General features: G+C 55.0%; 9 protein-coding genes, 5 pseudogenes and 1 other annotated feature. Of the genes and pseudogenes, 8 read left to right on the top strand and 6 right to left on the bottom strand.

The genetic code is table 11. From position 1 onward, the window contains the following. Window positions 1-522 precede the first annotated feature (522 nt). Complete coding sequence (locus MFF58_RS30320) at window positions 523-1,938, top strand: oligosaccharide flippase family protein (RefSeq protein ID WP_238293845.1); 1,416 nt, start codon at window positions 523-525, stop codon at window positions 1,936-1,938. 149 nt (window positions 1,939-2,087) lie between these two features. On the opposite strand, the pseudogene MFF58_RS30315 reads toward MFF58_RS30320, so the two are convergent. After that, window positions 2,088-2,562: pseudogene (locus tag MFF58_RS30315) on the bottom strand (transposase); the annotation flags it as partial. Further along, window positions 2,166-2,281: a sequence feature (AL1L pseudoknot), on the bottom strand. It overlaps the preceding pseudogene by 116 nt. A gap of 122 nt (window positions 2,563-2,684) precedes the next feature. On the opposite strand from MFF58_RS30315, the gene MFF58_RS30310 reads away from it, so the two are divergent. Beyond that, window positions 2,685-3,032, top strand: coding sequence for a transposase (locus MFF58_RS30310; protein ID WP_373323414.1), 348 nt, complete (start codon window positions 2,685-2,687; stop codon window positions 3,030-3,032). Window positions 3,033-3,280: 248 nt separating this feature from the next. Here the strand turns inward: MFF58_RS30310 and MFF58_RS30305 are convergent, their stop codons facing one another. After that, the gene (locus MFF58_RS30305; RefSeq protein ID WP_238293843.1) at window positions 3,281-4,606 is read right to left on the bottom strand and encodes a GumC family protein; all 1,326 of its coding nucleotides are present in this window, start codon (window positions 4,604-4,606) and stop codon (window positions 3,281-3,283) included. A gap of 668 nt (window positions 4,607-5,274) precedes the next feature. Then, window positions 5,275-5,502 (bottom strand): annotated as a pseudogene (locus MFF58_RS30300) (IS110 family transposase); the annotation flags it as partial. Between the two features lie 69 nt (window positions 5,503-5,571). Here MFF58_RS30300 and MFF58_RS30295 point away from each other — a divergent pair. Beyond that, window positions 5,572-5,832, top strand: a pseudogene (locus MFF58_RS30295) (IS701 family transposase); the annotation flags it as partial. A gap of 48 nt (window positions 5,833-5,880) precedes the next feature. Next, window positions 5,881-6,672, top strand: coding sequence for an IS5 family transposase (locus MFF58_RS30290; RefSeq protein WP_238293841.1), 792 nt, complete (start codon window positions 5,881-5,883; stop codon window positions 6,670-6,672). A 36-nt stretch (window positions 6,673-6,708) separates the two neighbouring features. Here the strand turns inward: MFF58_RS30290 and MFF58_RS30285 are convergent. The 3 genes and pseudogenes from MFF58_RS30285 to MFF58_RS30275 all read right to left on the bottom strand — a co-directional run. Further along, window positions 6,709-7,518, bottom strand: a pseudogene (locus MFF58_RS30285) (IS3 family transposase); the annotation flags it as partial. A gap of 137 nt (window positions 7,519-7,655) precedes the next feature. Next, window positions 7,656-8,876, bottom strand: a complete 1,221-nt coding sequence (locus MFF58_RS30280) for an IS256 family transposase (protein ID WP_238293839.1) — start codon at window positions 8,874-8,876, stop codon at window positions 7,656-7,658. A 112-nt stretch (window positions 8,877-8,988) separates the two neighbouring features. Then, a complete protein-coding gene (locus MFF58_RS30275; RefSeq protein WP_308445494.1) occupies window positions 8,989-9,183 on the bottom strand; it encodes a transposase in 195 nt (64 codons plus the stop codon). Between the two features lie 792 nt (window positions 9,184-9,975). Between MFF58_RS30275 and MFF58_RS30270 the strand changes: the two genes are divergently transcribed. The 4 genes and pseudogenes from MFF58_RS30270 to MFF58_RS30255 all read left to right on the top strand — a co-directional run. After that, window positions 9,976-10,830: an aldo/keto reductase gene (locus tag MFF58_RS30270; RefSeq protein WP_238293837.1), complete on the top strand. Its 855-nt coding sequence runs from the start codon at window positions 9,976-9,978 to the stop codon at window positions 10,828-10,830. A 129-nt stretch (window positions 10,831-10,959) separates the two neighbouring features. After that, window positions 10,960-12,276 (top strand): Gfo/Idh/MocA family protein, encoded by a 1,317-nt coding sequence (locus MFF58_RS30265; RefSeq protein ID WP_238293835.1) that lies wholly within the window; start codon window positions 10,960-10,962, stop codon window positions 12,274-12,276. Window positions 12,277-12,587: 311 nt separating this feature from the next. Beyond that, window positions 12,588-13,769, top strand: a complete 1,182-nt coding sequence (locus MFF58_RS30260) for a glycosyltransferase family protein (RefSeq protein WP_353959838.1) — start codon at window positions 12,588-12,590, stop codon at window positions 13,767-13,769. Window positions 13,770-14,038: 269 nt separating this feature from the next. After that, window positions 14,039-14,542, top strand: a pseudogene (locus MFF58_RS30255) (transposase); the annotation flags it as partial. Window positions 14,543-14,768: the final 226 nt, after the last annotated feature.

Here is a 14,768-nt window from a genome sequence, read left to right as displayed (position 1 = left end):
GGCTCCGACATAGCCATACGCCCTGACATCGACATGTGACGGAGCTCCCATTCCGCTCCGTATGCCGCCTTCACACCGCCTGCCGGAAGGTGCCGCCCAGACAGCGCTTACGGTGCAGCCCGGCAGGGAAGAGGACAGGATTTTCCCGCTGGTGAATCAGGCCGTGCCATTCCCGTCACCGCGACCGTTCCACGCAAGTGCGGGAGGACCGCGATGCCGAGGGAGGATCAGTTGCAGATCGGTTGGGCGCAGCTCTAAAAATCGGACTAAAGCGACTGGTCGGCGCCAACAGACAACGGGCACCGGCACTTTTAGCAGTCGCCGCCTCAGATGCCGCTCATCGCAACCCCAGCGCGTCCCGCTTTAACCGCTTCTGGAAAACTGTTCCAGCATTCATGCGCAAAGCCATACCAAAATCGCGTTGCACTTTCCTGAGCACGGAACAGCATTCGCTCTTTGCGCGCGGAGCTTTCACATTTAAAGCCGAGGACATCATTTCCTCCGATCTCAATGAGGTAGCACGTGAGTAGTCTAGCAAAGAAAGGTGCATGGGTAGCGCTCGATAACATGAGCGCTGCAGCGCTAGCCTTTCTATTTTTTGTACTTACTGCCCGATATTTATCGCAGGAGGAATTTGGTGTCGCAGCCTTAGCATTGGGTGTGATTCAGATCGCGCAACCTTTGATTGAATCGTTATTTCATGACGCATTAATTCAGAAAACTGAATTAAGTGATGCTGATATAGCAACAGCTGCAAGCGCATCTGTAGTTTGGAGCTTCGTTCTGACCGCAGCGATATGCGTGTTTTCACCATTTATCTCAGAAATCTTGTCAACGCCTTCACTTGCGATCTTTCTAGTCCCACTTAGTTCCATCTGCATCTTTACGGGTCTAGCGGCAGTGCCGGCCGCCATTGCAAGGCGGCATATGGAGTTTCGGCGTCTCGCCATTCGGACAATTTTAGGGCGTATTACCGGTATAGGCATCGGTCTCGCGATGCTCTGGCAAGGTTTTGGGGTTTGGTCGGTCGTTGCTCAAGCCATAATTAGCTCCGGCCTCTCCGCAGCTCTTCTTCTAGTCGCATCACCACGGCCGACTGGTCGTTTAAATTGGATACAACTAAAACCCTTAATCCTGTTCGGCCTGCCAACCGTTGGAACACAATTTCTGTGGTATGCCAACAGTCGTCTCATAACTCTTATTATAGGTGGCGCTCTTGGCCCAATTGCCGCTGGCAATTGGAACGTCGCTACGCGGTTCGTTGAGCCGCTTCAAGCATTGCTGGCAACAACGGTTGGTCAGTTTCTTCTACCTTTACTTGCCCGCAAAAATGATGAGTCCCACGCCATGCAGCAGCCATTCCTAACGGGCACTCACGCAATGGCAACAGTATTGATGCCCTCATTTTTCGGGCTTGCCGCCTGCAGTCCGATTGCTTTAGTTGTCTTAGTCGGAGAAAAATGGCTAGAGGCAGCTCCTATAATGCAGCTTGTATGCCTAGTTAATCTTGCGCTTCTCATACGGCAACTGGCAGAGATAGCTTTAACAGTATCTGGACGGCCTCGCTACACGTTCTACACACATATTATCGCGACGTCTTGCTCGTTAATTGGCTCTGCAAGCGGCGCTTACTTTGGATTGATGCCTTCAGTTTGCGGATGGAGCACACGAGCGATTCCATTCTTGACAATAAATGTGATTTTTGTGACGAAAGTACTTGGGATAAGTTATATTGACCAGATTTCACCTTTATGGCGTCCACTCACCGCTAGCTGTGTTATGGTAGCCGTTATTCTATACTTGGAACATGAATTTGGAAGCTCTGTTTCCTCAATCAATATGTTGTTAATTATGATCTCTGCCGGCATTATAACTTATGGATCAACGTTGCTGTGCTTTGATCCAACAGTAAAAGCGATAGTTCTTAGAAGGATTTAATTTTGGCCACTATCAGATCGTGAATTATCAATCACTATGCGTCTTTAAACATTATGTTTCTGTCCTGAAAACCGGACCAGTCAATAATGATGAGTCTTAGGTCAACGCTGGTAAATGATCCGTAGATGTGGCTGTGCCTTGTGTAATCGCAGTCGCGCGTCCTGCTTTGCCTTGGCCGGCAGCCTGCCAGGTTCGGCCTGCCGCGCAGGATGGGCACGATGCTTCGACGGGGCGATCGGCCTAACCTTACAGATCGGCTCGACCCTGTAGGCCTCCCGGTGATCGTCAATAAAGGCGATTATGACCGAACCGGCGGTCGAGCTCCGCCGGCGCAAAATACTCAGACGCCTTCCTCAGGATCTCGTTGGACTGCCGGAGTTTGCGGTTCTCGCGCTCCAGCGCTTTGATCCGCTTGCGTTGGTCCGTCGTCGGGCCGGCCCGCTGGCCCTGATCCCGCTCGGCTTGGCGAATCCAGTTCCACAGCGTCTCGCCCAAACAGCCGATCTTACCCGCGATCGAGCGGATCGCTGCGTATGGCGAGCCGTACTCGCCCTGATGGTCAAAGACCAACCGGACCGCGCGCTCGCAGACCTCGGCCGAAAAGGGTGTGTTGCGCTTCGTAATGGCTCCAGCCTCTCAAGAGTTGTAGCCTCCCGCAAACTCGGCGCGATCCACTACCCTACAAGCCTAGCAGAGCAGCCCGGTGAGGCGCGGGCCATCCATAATGGGGGGAGCAGAGCCAAGTCATCGGCCGCTCCCGGGACGGTCGCACGACCAAGATCCACGCCCTCACCGACCGCTGTTGCCGCCCGCTCGCCTTCCTGCCGACCTGCGGGCAGTCCGCCGACTGCACGGCCGGCGCGCTGTTGCTGCAGTGCCTACTCGCCTGCCGCATCATGCTGGCCGACAAGGGCTACGACAGCGACGCCATCCGCCGACAGATCGACGCGGCCGGGGCCGCGCCCAATATCCCGGCCCAGGGTCAATCGGCGTTGCAAGCCATCTTTCTCCCCCGTGCACTCTCGCGGGCGCAACGCCATCGAGCGGATGTTCGGCCGCCTCAAGGACTTCCGTCGTATCGTCACGAGCTGTGATCAGCTCGCCTCAACTACCTCACTGCCATTTGTCTCGCGCCTACTGTCTGCTAGTAGATATGAGCCCGGACGGTATTAACGCCTGAGAAGCCTGCCAAATCCGCTAGCGGACGCTCACCCCGGTGGTCGGGCGAGGCGAAGAACACCGCCGCCGGCAGGAATGCGCTTCAGTGCGGGCGCTTGTCGCTCACGTAAGTCTACAGCCGTCCGATCTTTGTCTTGCCCGCGCCCGTCCTCAGCACACTCCATCACGTCGCCCAAGTAGATGATCCCGTTGATTTCTGTTCCATATTAGAACGCTCATTCAATTGCGTTCGTTGATGGCCGAGTATGGCAATCGCATTAAGCATTAGTGATGTCGCAATGCCGAGAGCGATACCGCCCAGTAGGCCCATAGGTATCAATACTGTAGCTTTAGGAAAAACGGGTTTTAGAGGTTGCGAGGCAGGTTGTACGACCTGCAAACTTGATAAACGCTCATTTGAACGCCAGGAATTTTCTGCTTCTGCATCAGCTCGCTTCTTGCTGTTAGCTTCTAAATATCCTTCGATCGTCGATAGGCGTCTCTTCAAATTGTTGTAAGTAGCCTCGCGGTCCGACAGCTCGGCAAGGCGTTGATCTAATGCTGCAAGATCCGCTTTTTGCGTGGTAGCGAGCGCGTTGAGGCCAGCTAGTTCGGCATTAGAGGTTACCAGTCTCTGAGCAGCATCTTGATATATCCGTATATTAAGTAGCGGAGGCTCAGATCCCATTTGGTCAATCATACGCTGCGAATTCTCGGCGGCTGGACGAGAGGATCCAAATATTTCAGGCGGCAAAGTAATGCGGCCGCGCAATGCGGTTAGTTGATATCTTAAAGATTCGAGTTGAGCTTCTAATCGTTTTACCGATCCAAGTGTAGCAGAAAGATCCGATCGGATGCTATCTCTTCGCCGTAGCGTGAGTTTTCGCTCCTCATCAATTGAGAATGTTCGATTCGATATCTCGTATTCTCGCAGCTCTTTAGCTGCGACGCTCAGTTGAAGCTCATGCCTTGTTTCCTGCTTCCTAAAAAAATCCGCGGTATCAGAGCCTTCATTAAGGGAGAGATACCGCTCTCGCAAAGCTTCAGCCGTTGCGTTGGCCATCTTTGCCGCAAATACAGGATTAATATCTTTATATGAAATTTTCATCAGGCTCGTGCCTGGCTCAACGCTGATTTTTAAAGAGTTTTGAACAATCAAATCAATCTGTCTTGACTGAGGTATGTCGTCGCGAAACTTCCTCGAACTTTGCCCAGGGTAATAAGAGTTAGCTCCTCCAATCACCGCCGCACGGTGTATAACGTCCTCGCTCTGCCCAATTAATACTTGTGACCTCAAAGCCTGTTCGTTGAGGACGGGATTGGGGAGGTCATTATGTTTCTCCTCAATATTGATAGCTCGTGAGTTGTTCAGATTGAGCCAAGCAGACGCTTCGTAGATACGCTCACTAAAGCGAAGAACAGCGAATACTACGCCATTTACAAGCAGAAAACAAACAATAACAACTACTTTGCGCTGCCAAATGGCTTCAAATAAGCTGTACGGCTTCATGTCCTGCGCGAATCCCGATGTTTGAACGAGGCGAAATCGGTAGCCACCTATCTGCAAGACGCAGCGGCGTTGTCCAAGTCTCACGATTGACGGCACTGTAGCGCCCGCGTCAAGTGCGGGTTATCGCGACAACCGCCGAAGCGATGCTCACAGATTCTTCCCGCGCAATTTCGTCGGAGTATCAGAAAGTTGGTGGATATTTGGTACCAAATCCTTTTTTACACAATACATCAAGTTTTTAAAAAATATAACCGTCAATTGAGATCAATACATGCATCGCGGAAAATAAATTTATAATTTGCAGATATCGTTTTCTTGAATACAACTTTTGCTATGCATCAACATCTTAAAAATAGATGAAACCTGTATCATTTGTTCCGCCGGAATTTGTTAATGGCGTTGGTCTGCAAAGTTTTATATTTTCTGCCATGAAAAGGGCTTCCCAGCAAATCAAGCCGCAAACAATTTTGTCGCGAATGGCTGTTCGGTCCCGCGGTGTGACGGTATAGTTGACCATCCTGCTGCGAGGGGTACGTTATAGATCAAATTCTCTATAGCAACGCTGGCACCACGTAGCGGCTGTGTCGAAGGTCAAGCCGTGAGTGGCCGCCAGGACGCGCAGTCGCAGACAATGGCGTTGAGCGTCACCAGAAGCTTTCGCATGAGTGCTGGTCCACGGCCTGATCGCGGCGGTTGGTCTCCATATTGATCATCCCGATGATGTGTCGCCGCCGACTTACGAGGTTGGCGGAGTGGATTCTCTCCGGTTCCGGCAGAGACTTGACCGGTGGTCTGATGCGTTCAGCGAAGAGGGCGATCACCTCAGCGTCGAGCGCGTCGGTCTTCGCCAGCCGGCCAATGGCTCAGGTGAAATCGCGGATCTGGCGTGGGTTGACAGGCCATGGTCCAAGTCTTGGCCGCCTGTTACAAACCAAACGGCCTCCGGGAAACCCGGAGCGGTTCACGACCACTTCGAGGGCCGCTCCTGGACCGGACTGCATCGGCACGCGCTGATGACGTGCATCGCCTACGCCTACCTGCAGCACCTGCGTCTGTCCGAGCATCGTCGGACGGAGCGGGGAAAAAATGACGGCCGGCTTGCCGGGTCCGCCGCCGTCACCCATCCTGCCCGCCGTGCGGCAGGCTATTCTCGGACAGCTGTTTGCCGCTCTGATCCCGCCCGTCCGATGTCCACACTGTCAGCGATGCTTCAGGCTACCGTCTGACCTCAAAGTGCCCAGGTAGTGCTAGGGCTGATGCTCAGATGAGCGGGGATGAGCCCTGCCCGCAAGCCGTATCTGTCCGACGTTTTCAATGCGGAGTGGGCGCTGGTCGCGCCCTACCTGACGCTGCTGCGTGTGGATGCCGGTCAGCGTGAGCATCCGTTGCGCGGGGCGTTCAGCGGGCTGCGCTACGTGGTCAGGAGCGGCTGTTCCTGGCGGCTGATGCCCCACGACCTGCCGCCCTGGTTTGCCGTCTATCAGCAGGCCCAGCGCTGGCTATTGGCCGGCTGTTTCGAGCAACTGGCCGAGGATCTGCGCGCGATGCTGCGCCTCGCCGCGGGTCGGGCGCCGGAGCCGAGCGCGGCCGTGCTCGACAGCCGGACTTTGCGCTCCACGCCCGAGATTGGCGAGCGGGCTGGCTACGATGGAGCCAAGCGCAAGAAGGGCTCGAAGCTGCACATGGCGGTGGACACCCTCGGCCATCTCCTGGCGCTGCACGTCACCCCCGCTGATGCCGATGATCGGGCCCAGGTGGGCCAACTGGCCATGGCCGTGCAGGCGGCGACCGGCGAGAGCGTCGAGGTCGCCTTCGTCGATCAGGGCTACACGGGCGAGAAGCCGGCCGCGGCAGCCCGCGAGCACGGCATCGCACTGGAGGTGGTGAAGCTGCCAAAGGCCAAGTGCGGCTTCGTGCTGTTCCCACGCCGTTGGGTCGTGGAGCTCTCCTTTGCCTGGGCCACCCGTTTCCGCAGGCTCGTCAAGGATTACGAGCTTTTTGCCAGCACACTGGCAGACCTGCACCTCGTTGCCTTCGTCTGCCTGTCAAACGGCGTTGAACTTTGACCCTGGATTGGAGTGGGCCCCTGATGATGGGCACGATCAGGCGGCGGTTTTGACCGTCTGCTGGGTGTGTTGCTCCTCGAACTGCAGCGGGCTCAGGTAACCGAGTGCAGAGTGCAGCCGGCGAGTGTTATAGACCTCCTCGATGAAGCGCGGCAGCTCAGCCGTCACATCGGCGAAGGTCTCAAACGCCATCGGGTACACACCCTCGACCTTGAGCGTCTTCATGAAGCTCTCAGCCTTGGCGTTGTCGTAGGGATTGCCGCGCCGGCCCATCGAACCGACGATCCCGTGCTCGGCCAACACCTTCCGATACGCCTCGGCGGCGTATTGACTGCCACGGTCCGTGTGGTGGGTCAGTCCCGGCGCTGGCCGACGTCGCTCGATTGCCGCGCGCAGAGCCGCGATGGTCAGGCGGGCGTCGATCGACCGGCCGAGCGCGTAGCCGACCACGCGTCGCGACCAAGCATCCAGGATGATCGCGACGTAGACAAAGCCGCCCATCACGGCGACGTAGGTCAGATGCGCGACCCAAAGCTGGTCGGGCCCGTCCGGTACGATGTCCCGGGCCAGGTTCGGGAAGATCGGGCTGTCGTGATCGCTATCGGTGGTCGTGACATAGCGGCGCCGAACGCGGGGCTGCAGGTCATGTGCGCGCATGAGGCGGCGGACCTTCTTGTGATTGACCCGCCATCCCTGCTGGCGCAGGGCCGCCTGGACGCGGCGCCAGCCGTACGCTTCGAACGTGTCGCAGACCGTGGCCATAGCCTCGACGAGGGCCGTGTCGTCGGCCGCACGCGGCGGAGCGTCGTAGTAGGTGGAGCGCGCCAGACCCATCAGCCGGCATCCCGCAGCGACGGAGAGGCTGTCGGGCCGGTGATCACGGACGTAGGCCCGCTTCTCGGCAGCGGCGTGCTTCGCAGTGCCCCCTTTAAAAACTCAAGCGGGACTGTCAGGAATTCCGTGTACGGGCGGCGGATTGAACATCAGGCCGCCATGGCCCGGGTGAAGCGCTCGCCGAAGATGACGGCGAACTGCGCTTTGGCCATGACCCATTCACGCGGGCCCATCTTCCACGCCTTCTCGGAGCGGTTCAAGACCAGGTAGAGCAGCTTCAGCGCGGCCTCGTCGCTCGGGAAGTGCCCGCGGGCGCGCACAGCCCGGCGCAGCGTGGCGTTCAGAGCCTCGATGGCGTTCGTGGTGTACAGGATCCGGCGCACCTCGCCGGGGAAGCCGTAGAACGGGATCACCTCGCCCCAGGCCCGTCGCCAGCTCTGGGCGATGGCCGGGTAGCGCCGACCCCATTCGCCCGCCTCGAAGGCCGCCAAAGCTGCCTCGCCAGCCGCGGCATCGAGTGCGCGGTAGATGTCCTTCAGCGCCCCCGCCACGGCCTTGCGATCCTTGTAGGAGACGAAGTCGAGGCTGTGGCGAAGCAGATGGACGATGCAGGTCTGGACCAGCGCCTCGGGGAACACCGCCCGGATCGCATCGGGGAAGCCCTTCAGGCCATCGACCACGGCCAGCAGCACGTCCTCGACGCCGCGGTTCCTGAGCTCGTTCATGACCCGCAACCAGAACTTGGCGCCCTCGTTCTGCTCCAGCCACAGGCCGAGGATCTCCTTGGAGCCGTCGGCGCGCACGCCCAGCGCGATGTGGACGGCCTTGTTGCGGACGACGCCCTCGTCGCGCACCTTGATCCGCAGGGCGTCGAAGAACACGATCGGGTAGACCGGCTCCAGCGGCCGGGCTTGCCAGGCGGCGACCTCCCCCAGCACCGCGTCGGTCACCGCGCTGATCAGGTCGGGGGAGACCTCGATGCCGTAGAGCTCGCGCAGGTGCGCGACGATCTCCCGGGTGCTCATGCCGCGGGCGTACAGCGACACGATCTTGTCGTCGAAGCCGGGAAAGCGGCGCTGATAGCGAGCGATCAGCTGCGGATCGAACGTCGCCTGCCGGTCGCGCGGGATCGAAAGCTCGATCCGGCCTGTCTCGGTCGTGACCGTCTTGCGGCCATAGCCGTTGCGCGTGTTGCCGGCGTCCTCGCCCGCCAGATGGTGGTCCATCTCGGCGTTGAGCGCCCGCTCGGCCAGGGCCTTCTTCAGCTCGTCCAGCAGGCCATCGGCCTCGAACGCCGTCTTCGGATCAGCCCCGGCCAGCAGCTGATCCAGGATCGCGTCACGGATACGGGGTGCTTTGCGTCGTGCCATCGGGAACCTCCGTCGGATCCACTATGGCCGCCCCCACACGAAATTCCTGACAGTCCCACTCAAGCTCAAGCGCCTGCCGGCCGACAAGCCGTTCGAGCGCGGCGATGCGCGCCTAGTAGGCTTGGATCGTGTCGGCGGCGGCCGCGTCGTCATCGAGCGCGCCAGCCTCGTACTTCTGCACCCAGACGCGCACGAGGTTGCGCGAGAGGTCGTGGCGCTTGGCCAAGCCGTGCAGCGTCTCGCCCGACAGGTACTCCTGCGCGACCTGACGCTTGAACGCGACGCTGTGGGAACGGTGTCGTGCCATGGTCTTCATCCTCCGAAGACCCAGCGAACCGGTCAATCAGCCTCGCCCAATCCGTCCACCCCCAGGGGCCCACTCCAGAAACACACGCTACGGTCAAGCGCTACCACTACGACACGCACGAACAGCTTCGAACGCATCTGCAACTGTTCGTGGCCGCCTACAACTACGGCCGCCGACTCAGAACGCTACGTGCCCTCATACCCTATAAAGCTATCTAAAAGCCTGGATGGACAAGACCTCTCGGTTCACCCCGAACCCGCACCACCAAATCCCGGGACCAAACACAACTGCCGCACCCGATGCGACCGCAGGCCGTACGCGCGCCAGATCCACTGTACGGACGAGACGCTGATGGGTGCGGCCTGGGCCATGGCACCCGGTTTCCCATGAGTGCTCTCGACGGGTGGCAGTCGTTGTATCCGACCGACTTCAGTGCCCGACAAAAAACCGGCTGACAGATATAGGAGCATCAAATCGCTTGCCGAAATGATCAACAGCCTATTCAAAGCCGACTTGATCCATCGGCGTGGCCTGTGGCACTCCTTCGAGGCCGTCCAGTTCGCCACCCTCGGATGAACCACCTTGTTCAAAACCGACCAACCGATTTTGAATGCGTCAATAGCTAAGGCTATCGTAATCTCGCTAGATCGAGCACCCGAATCGATGATAACAACGAGATTTACGTAAATTAAGTCTAAAACCTGAGAAGGATCAAAAAACTTCAATTGCGGAACACAACGCACTAACGGATGTCGAAGATCAGAACCATAAATTGAGGACTCGTAGTAGGAAATGATGGCCGCTGAAGAATTATATTCATTCTCAAGGATTGGATTTGGTTGTAGTAGACTCGGTTCAATCGGATCTGCAAAAGGCAGCGATCCAGCTGAACTACTTAATATCGCATTACAAGGAGGTATAAATGTCTTCGACACAGCTGATATCTATGGACAAGGTGAAAGCGAACGCATTCTGGCGGAGCAGCTGAGAGGGGCAAATAATATTAACATCATAACAAAAGCTGGACAATATTTTCCGTGGTATTGGCGAGCGCTGCGGCCCGCCAAAGCTGCCGCCAAGGAATTAATGCGTTATAGCGGCGCCTTTGAAGCAGCTATAGCAGCGTCCCGAGCAGGAAAACTTCCCACGGATTTTTCTACGGACAGAATGCATAAATGCCTTGACGGCAGTTTAAAGAGACTCTCGCCGCTGCCTGTTGAAATTTTTATGCTACATGGCCCGAGCGCAGAAACGACCTCGAGTCCTGTTTTGCAGCGCGCACTTCGTGAGATGCTCGAGCTTGGATTAGTGCGGCGGATTGGCGTGGCTTGCGACAATGAAGATGCAGCAGTTGCCGCAGTAAAAGGAAATGTATTCTCAGTTATTCAAGTACCAATTTCATACGAAAATTCACGTTTTATATCTTGCGCCCGCGCAGCCCGCGAGGCTGGGAAAGTCGTTATCGCAAGAGAAGTGCTTGGTGGGATACGTGCAGTAGGCGCACCAGTAATGCAAGAGCCGGAAGTCATTGACCGTATTACCAAGCCGTTATTGGCGGGATGGGCCGATGTAACGCTGATAGGAACTTCCAATGCAAAGCGACTCAAATCGCTACTTCTTTGTCTCGGAGAGAGCGGCTTTCTGTGAAGTAAAGTTTATTAGTTTTTCTTTTGAAGCCAAAGATGGACTCGGAGAACTCGTATTACGAAACGCACCAATGGTGCTATCCACTCAGAAAAACGCAACTCCTATTCTTCTCTAACGCAAGATGGATAAATGACCAGGATCGCATTCGTTGGCTGTGGGTATGTATTCGATATTTATATGCGCACGAAATGGGCACATCCAGAGATCGAAATTTGCGGCGTCTTCGATATCGATCTGACACGATCGACAACAGTCGCGAATCACTACGCAGTTAAGATTTATCAAAGTTTAGATCTTCTACTTGCTGATACCAGCATTGACTTTGTTATCAACCTTACCAACATTCAATCGCACTTTGCTGTAACCAAACAAGCTTTACTAAGCGGGAGAAATGTTTATTCGGAAAAGCCCTTCACTACTGATCTATCTCAGGCGAAAGAGCTCGTCGATTTAGCGAACGCAAAAGGCTTAATCTTAACGGGGGCGCCATGCAATATATTTACAGACTCCATCGCCACACTTTGGAAAGCCTTAAAAGACGGTGCGATAGGCAGGCCGGTACTTATATATGCAGAGCTTGATGACAACCCAGCCCACCTAATGAACCTTGAAGCAGTACAAAGCCCAACAGGCGCACCATTTCCTGTTGCTGAAGAACTTCAAGAAGGTTGTACTGTCGAACACATAGGTTACCATCTAGCATGGATCTGTTCGATGTTTGGTCCCGTCCAATCCTTCACGGGATTTTCTAAGTATCTGGTAGAAAAGAAAATATCCAAGCCGCTCCATCCGCACGATACTGCTGACGTATCTATCGCATGCTTGAATCTCGCTGCTGGTGTTATAGCGAGAGTCACATGTAGCTGGGTGGCGCCACGAAATCATGGATTTCGGGTCATTGGTGATCAGGGGGAAATTTGGGTCGATAACATCTTTCATGATCAATCAGCGGTATATCTGGAGAGATTTTCTCGCGTGAGTCTCGCCGCACGTAAATCTTACACTTTGCGGAATCAGCCGCTCTTTGGCTCAATATTCGGAATTGGCGGTCGTCGTCTACGTCTAGTGAGACGATGGAAATCTCACGCTGTCGAGTCCGATAAAGGCGCAAATCGATCTTGGAAGCAAAAATTTGTAAGTTGGCTGCGTCGCCGCGAAATTTATGCGCAAGACAAGTTGTTAGGTATCGCAGAGGCGGCCCGAGCCGCTAAAGCCGGCCAACCTCAGCCAATGCCAGCTGAATTCTTACTTCATCTCAATGAGATTGCGCTGCTTGTTCAAAGGTCAGGACCGAACGGTGTTGCAGCCGTGCCGTCTACAAGTTTTGAGCCCATCTCATCTCCGTCCGGGGTACTAAATCACGCCACTAACTATTCAGACACATACTCGCCACGCTTAACCGAAAGATATTTGACGCGCATCGTCGATGTGCTACACAGAAGATAGATTTTGACAATATTCACTGGGCGATTTATCCATTTCCAGCTTGATCGGCCACATCAATCACACTTTGTGGAGTTCCCTGGCTCCTCTATCAACAACTTTAAGCACATTAAGCATTGTTTATGTATAGGCTTAATTAAAAATATATCCTTATTCCGTGAGTTTTCGGTGCAAGTATAGAGCATCAGACGGCGCTACATCAAGACGACTCCTACTCCACAGCGGAAACACAATCGAACTACAAACCGCGTCTGTTATATGACAATGATGCGCGCTTTAGCTACTGAGTGTGTCAATTAAGCAGGAGAATCGCGTTGAAAGTGCTTTGGCTAGCCCGAACGATACCCCTTCCAGAAACATCCGGCGATCGTATTTATACCGCTCAAACAATCTCTGCCCTAGCCAAAACTGGAGCACGCATCGACTGCATGGGTTTGGAAGCCGATTTGACTGTCGAAGTCGGCAAAGTGACTAATTGTAATTGGGTACCAGTCGAAGGCGGCAAGAGGCCCTCTTATTTATTCCTTACTTCGCGCTTGCCAATGTCGGCTGTTCGACATCGAACGCGGTCTTATAGATCGAAGCTGCGAAAAGTGCTTGGCAGCCATCGGTACGATGTAGTTGTTTTGGATCATTATGCTATGAGTTGGGCACTGGATGATATCGATAAATTGCCTCGGCGTCCTAAAATAGTTCATCTTGCTCACGACTTCGAAACCGATGTCACTAAGCAAATAAAAGATAATTTTCAAGGTAATTTTGTAAAAAAATATTTGTTAACAATTAATCACCGGCGAACAGCAAAATCAGAATGGCGTCTTGTTTTGGCTTCCGATTTAATAATTACGCTCACAGATGAGGACGCAACCCACTTCCAATCTTTATCGTCAGAAATCAAGACAATAGTACTTCCTCCAGGGTTTGGACGGAACAGGTTATCCGATCGGACAATCGATGCTGATACTCCGCGTCGAGTAGTTGCGGTTGGATCCTTTGAGTGGCAAGCCAAACAAATGAATCTAGTCAAATTTCTAAAGATAGCGGACCCTTTATTTGCGAGGGCTGGCATAGAATTTCATCTGATCGGGCGAGTGCCTGCCGAATTGCTCGCACAACTCCCGAGCCTGCGAGCTACTACTCTTCGCGGTTTCGTAGAGAACATCGACACAGAGTTTTCTCTTGCGCGTGGGGCTCTCGTCTTTGACGAAAGCGGCGGAGGATTTAAGCTTAAAATGCTCGATTATCTTTATAATTGCGTGCCTATATTCGGATTAACCAAGGCATTGAACGGTTTGCCCGGTTCTGTAATGGAAAATGTGTTCGATGCTTATTCGCTTGAAGGCTTGGTTAAGCTAATTTGTGACAACATCGATGACATTCAAACGTTAAATGCTATGCAACAGAAAGCAGTCAAAGCCGCGTCAGATTTGTTTCGATGGAACTCCAATGGAGAGAAGCTATCGTCGAGCTTGAAATCTCTTTTATTGGGCGAATAAGTTGTATTAACGGTGCTATTTTACTGTATTGTTTCAAATTTTCAGACCGCTCGAGCAGTTCAATTTTTGGAATTCACAATGATTGAGCGGATAAGCGGTGAGATAGGCTAGCTACTCCGGCTGAGGGACACTCTGAGCGAGAGCCTACGAATATTGAAGTACAGGTGGGCGGTTTCATAGTCGTCGAACGACGTCGTGGGAATTCGCATGATGGGCTCGGTGTCTATAATGTTGAAGCGGGCAAAGTCACGCCTGAGGAATTTCATTCTGTAGGATTGGTATCGGGCCGGTTCTACCGCTGGCGCAAAGCCGGCGTGTTCGGCCTGGTGCTGCAGCGCTTACATGTGCAGGTAAACGTCCGCGGCGCCGTTGACTAGGATCACTACTTTGTAGACGCCACGGTGGTGCGCGCCCACGAGTACGCCGCCGGGGCACACCGGTCTAGCGCTATCGGATGGTGATGGCTCGACGGCGTCGGCGAAGCTCTCGGGCGCAGCCAGGGCGGCTTCTCGACCAAGCTCCATCTGCGTACTGAGGACTGCGGAAAGCCGATCGCGGCGGTGCTGACTGCCGGCTAGCGGCACGAGCAGTTCTCGCTGAACGCTCTTGATTGACAACGGCGCGGCGCCATCCCTGGAGCGAGGCCGCGCGCGCCTGCGGTCCCGCAGGACGGCAGGGGACCAAGCCTACTCCAGGCCGCCGGCGCGTCGTCGCTTCATGCAGCGCCGGATTGAGCCGGTCAGCCCGCCCCTGAGGACAAGCCGCGTCAGCCCACGGGATCTTCAGGAATTCTGTGTTCGGCCGGCGAATTAAACATCAAGGAGCCATGCTCCCGGGTGAAGCGCTCGCCGTAGATGACGGCTAACTGCGCCTTGGCCATGATCCACTGTAAGCGCTGTCCTCAGGCCACGGCTTTGAGGGCCGGCGTTGGCTGGTAAGCCCATGGCAGCAGATCATCGAGGTGCCGCTGCCGATGGCCCTCGACGATGCGGGTGATGA

The sequence above is a fragment of the Methylobacterium longum genome (genome assembly GCF_022179385.1).
In the GTDB taxonomy this organism is placed as follows: Bacteria; Pseudomonadota; Alphaproteobacteria; order Rhizobiales; family Beijerinckiaceae; genus Methylobacterium; species Methylobacterium longum.
The sequence above is the reverse complement of the archived record's forward strand: the minus strand, read 5'-3'. Positions and strand labels throughout refer to the sequence as shown.

Excerpts from the sequence above, each read along its gene's own strand:
- MFF58_RS30270 (WP_238293837.1), top strand. The coding sequence starts at position 9,976 with ATGATGGCCGCTGAAGAATTATATTCATTCTCAAGGATTGGATTTGGT.
- MFF58_RS30290 (WP_238293841.1), top strand. The coding sequence starts at position 5,881 with ATGAGCCCTGCCCGCAAGCCGTATCTGTCCGACGTTTTCAATGCGGAG.
- MFF58_RS30275 (WP_308445494.1), bottom strand. The coding sequence starts at position 9,183 with ATGGCACGACACCGTTCCCACAGCGTCGCGTTCAAGCGTCAGGTCGCG.
- MFF58_RS30280 (WP_238293839.1), bottom strand. The coding sequence starts at position 8,876 with ATGGCACGACGCAAAGCACCCCGTATCCGTGACGCGATCCTGGATCAG.
- MFF58_RS30265 (WP_238293835.1), top strand. The coding sequence starts at position 10,960 with ATGACCAGGATCGCATTCGTTGGCTGTGGGTATGTATTCGATATTTAT.
- MFF58_RS30305 (WP_238293843.1), bottom strand. The coding sequence starts at position 4,606 with ATGAAGCCGTACAGCTTATTTGAAGCCATTTGGCAGCGCAAAGTAGTT.